The following is a 3,803-nucleotide window of genomic DNA, read 5'->3' as shown; positions in this document are numbered from 1 at the left end:
CCGCCGCCCCCAGCGAACCGAAGAAGGGCGGCGGAGGACGGGCGAGGGGGAGATCGGTTGGATGCCCGTCCGCCGCCGCTGTTCAGCCCTCATCGGGTCCGACTCAGCCGGAGATCTCCTTGCGGCCGCTTCCGACGCCGATGGCGATCTTGCGGGGCTTGGCGCGCTCGGCGATCGGGATGCGCAGGGTGAGCACGCCCGCGTCGTAGTCGGCCTTGATGTGCTCGGTGTCCAGGGTGTCGGCGAGCACGATCTGGCGGGAGAAGGCGCCCAGCGGCCGTTCCGACAGCTCCATCTGCACGTCGTCGGCCTTGGCCACGGGCCGGCGCTCGGCCTTCACGGTCAGCATGTTGCGTTCGACGTCGATGTCGATGCCTTCGGGGCTGACGCCGGGGAGGTCGAAGGCCACCACGTAGTCGTCGCCCTCGCGGTAGGCGTCCATCGGCATCGGGGACGGCCGGGACCAAGTGGCCGGGCCCATCAGCTGCTGGGTCAGCCGGTCCAGCTCACGGAACGGGTCGGTGCGCATCAACATGGGGAAACACCTCCAGGAACGTCTCGGCAGTGGCTGCCAATGCGCTTCACTGACACCGTTGTAGCATGTCATCCAATGGATGACAAACACGGTGTCGTCCAACCGATGACATTGAAGGAGGTGGCCATGAACCAGGCCGACCAGTCGGCGTCCTCCGGCGCCGACACACCGAACCCGGGGTCGTTCCTCGCCGCCGCGGCAGCCCTGGACGCCATAGACGACGCCCTGCGGACCGCCCGGCACGAAGCGCATGGCGCTGCCGATGCGCAGGACGTCGGCGCGGAGCGGGCGCTGGCCTCTCTCCTGCTGCTGAGGCAGGTGCGCGAACAGCTCGCCGGATGGGAGACCGGCCTGATCGAAACCGCCCGCCAGGCGGGTGCCAGCTGGGCCGACCTCGCCCACCCGCTCGGAGTGGCCAGCCGCCAGGCCGCCGAACGCCGCTATCTGCGCGGCCGCCCCGGCCCGGCCGGCACCACCGGCGAGCAACGCGTCCAGGCCACCCGGGAACGCCGCGCCGCCGAACGCACCTCCGCCACCTGGGCCCGCCGCAACGCGGCCGACCTGCGCCGCATCGCCGGCCAGATCACGGCCCTCACCGACCTGCCCCCGGCCCAGGCGGCGTGGCTGCCCTACGACGGCGCGTCCGTACCGGAGTTCGGGGACGGTTCCGAGTCGCCGATGGGCGGCCCCGTCTATCACTACGACCCCGCCCTGGACTCGCCCGTGAAGTTCCCCGAGGCGTACGACGGCGACTTCTTCGCCGGTGAGTTCGGCCGCCGCTGGATCAAGCGCATCGAGACCGGCGCGGACGGCACCGTGCAGTCGATCAACGCCTTCCCCTGGACCGGCACCCAGGTGATGGACATGGCCTTCGGCCCCGACGGCGCGCTGTACGTCCTGGACTACGGCACCGCCTGGTTCGGTGGCGACGACAACTCCGCCCTGTACCGCATCGAGAACGCCACCGACGGACACTCGCCCGTGGCCAGGGCCGCCGCCGACAAGACCTCCGGGCAGGCTGCCCTGAAGGTCCGCTTCTCCTCGGCCGGCACCACCGACCAGGACGGCGACACCCTCACCCACCACTGGGACTTCGGCGACGGCAGCAGCTCCACCGCCGCCAACCCCACGCACACCTACCGGCAGAACGGCACCTACACCGCCACCCTGACCGCCGAGGACCCCTCCGGCCGCACCGGCAGCGCCGCCGTACGCGTCGTCGTCGGCAACACGGCCCCCACCGTGACCCTCCAGCTGCCGCAGGACGGACAGCTGTTCAGCTTCGGTGACGCGGTCCCCTTCACGGTCAAGGTCAGCGACCCGGAGGACGGTCGGAACATCGACTGCTCCAAGGTCACCGTCCACTTCATCCTCGGCCACGACACCCACGGCCACCCGCTGACCTCCGCCAAGGGCTGCTCCGGCACCATCCAGACCAGCGCCGACGGCGGACACGACGAGAACGAGGACATCTTCGGCGTGTTCGACGCCGAGTACACCGACAACGGAGGCGGCGGCCAGGCCGCGCTCACCTCCCACGACCAGAACGTCACCCAGCCCCGCCACCGCCAGGCCGAGCACTACACCGACTCCTCCGGCGTCACCCTCCAGTCCAAGGACACCGCCCACGGCGGCAAGACCGTCGGAGACATCCACTCCGGCGACTGGATCTCCTTCAGCCCCTACGCGCTGGGCAACGCCAGGAAGATCACCGCACGCGTCTCCTCCGGCGGGGCCGGCGGCACCCTGGAGATCCGCGCCGGATCGGCCAAGGGCACCCTGCTCGGCAAGACCACCGTGCCGGTGACGGGCGGCTGGGAGACCTTCCAGGACGTCAGCGCCGACCTGTCCCGCGCGCCGAAGGCCACGACCACGCTCTTCCTCGTCTTCAAGGGCGGCACCGGCGCCCTCTTCGACGTGGACGACTTCACCTTCACCACCGGCTGAGCGGAGGGCACCCCATGCGCACCACACGCCTGCTCACCACCACCGCCCTGGGAGCCGCACTGCTGCTCGGCTGCGTCACCGGCCCGGCCGCCGCGAAGCCCACCGAGACCGGACGGGTCCTGGTCTTCTCCAAGACCGCCGGCTTCCGCCACGACTCCATCCCGGACGGCGTCGCGGCAGTACAGCAGCTCGGCGCGACGGACGGCCTCACGGTCGACGCCACCGAGGACGCCACCGCCTTCACCACCCGCAACCTGCGCCGCTACGAAGCGGTCGTCTTCCTCTCCACCACCGGCGACGTCCTCAACTCCGCCCAGCAGCGCGCCTTCGAGGGCTACATCCGCCAGGGCGGCGGCTACGTCGGCGTCCACGCGGCCGCCGACACCGAGTACGACTGGCCGTTCTACGGCGGCCTCGCCGGAGCCTGGTTCGACTCGCACCCGGCGATCCAGCCCGCCACGGTCGTGGTCGAGGACCACGCCCACCCCTCGACCGCCGCCCTGCCGGCCCGCTGGGAACGCACCGACGAGTGGTACAACTACCGCTCCAACCCGCGCGAACGCGCCCACGTCCTGGCCTCGCTCGACGAGTCCTCCTACAGCGGCGGCACCATGAACGGCGACCATCCGATCGCCTGGTGCCAGAGCTACCAGGGCGGCCGCGCCTTCTACACCGGAGGCGGTCACACCCGCGAGTCCTACGCCGACCCCGCCTTCCGCGCCCACCTGCTGGGCGGCCTCCGCTGGGCCACCGGCGCCGCCCAGGCCGACTGCCGCCCGGAGAACGGCTACCGCCGCCTCTTCGACGGCACCTCGCTGGAGGGCTGGCGGCAGGCGGGCCCGGGCTCCTTCACCCTGTCCGCCGACGGCACGCTCACCTCGTCCGGCGGCATGGGCCTGCTCTGGTACGCCGCCTCGGGCTTCTCGTCGTACTCCCTGAAGCTCGACTGGAAGATCACCGGGGACGGCAACTCGGGCGTGTTCGTCGGCTTCCCGCCCTCCGACGACCCCTGGTCCGCCGTGGACAACGGCTACGAGGTCCAGATCGACGCCACCGACGTCCCGGAGAAGACCACCGGCTCGGTGTACGGCTTCCAGTCCGCCGACCTGGCCGCACGGGACCGCGCGCTGAACCCGCCGGGGGAGTGGAACACCTATGAGATCCGGGTCGAGGGCGAGCGTCTGCGGATCTGGCTCAACGGGGTCCCGGTGAACGACTTCACCAACACCGACCCCGCCCGCAGCCTGCGGGACGGCCACATCGGCATCCAGAACCACGGTGCCGACGACCAGGTGTCGTTCCGCGACGTCCGGATCAAGGA

The 3,803-nt window shown here is 71.2% G+C and carries 2 protein-coding genes and 1 pseudogene; 2 read left to right on the top strand and 1 reads right to left on the bottom strand.

Annotation, left to right across the window (positions count from 1 at the left end):
- Positions 1–103: 103 nt before the first annotated feature.
- Positions 104–535 carry an Hsp20/alpha crystallin family protein gene (locus CCN33_RS22535; protein ID WP_086695348.1) on the bottom strand — a complete coding sequence of 144 codons (432 nt, stop codon included), beginning with the start codon at positions 533–535 and terminating at the stop codon, positions 104–106.
- Between the two features lie 585 nt (positions 536–1,120).
- On the opposite strand from CCN33_RS22535, the pseudogene CCN33_RS22530 reads away from it, so the two are divergent.
- A pseudogene (locus CCN33_RS22530) lies at positions 1,121–2,482 on the top strand (carbohydrate-binding protein); the annotation flags it as partial.
- Positions 2,483–2,496: 14 nt separating this feature from the next.
- Positions 2,497–3,803, top strand: a 1,307-nt coding sequence (locus tag CCN33_RS22525) for a ThuA domain-containing protein (protein ID WP_086695347.1), incomplete at its 3' end; no start/stop codon positions are given.

The sequence above is a fragment of the Streptomyces recifensis genome (assembly GCF_002154615.1).
GTDB lineage: Bacteria > Actinomycetota > Actinomycetes > Streptomycetales > Streptomycetaceae > Streptomyces > Streptomyces griseoluteus.
The sequence above is the reverse complement of the archived record's forward strand: the minus strand, read 5'-3'. Positions and strand labels throughout refer to the sequence as shown.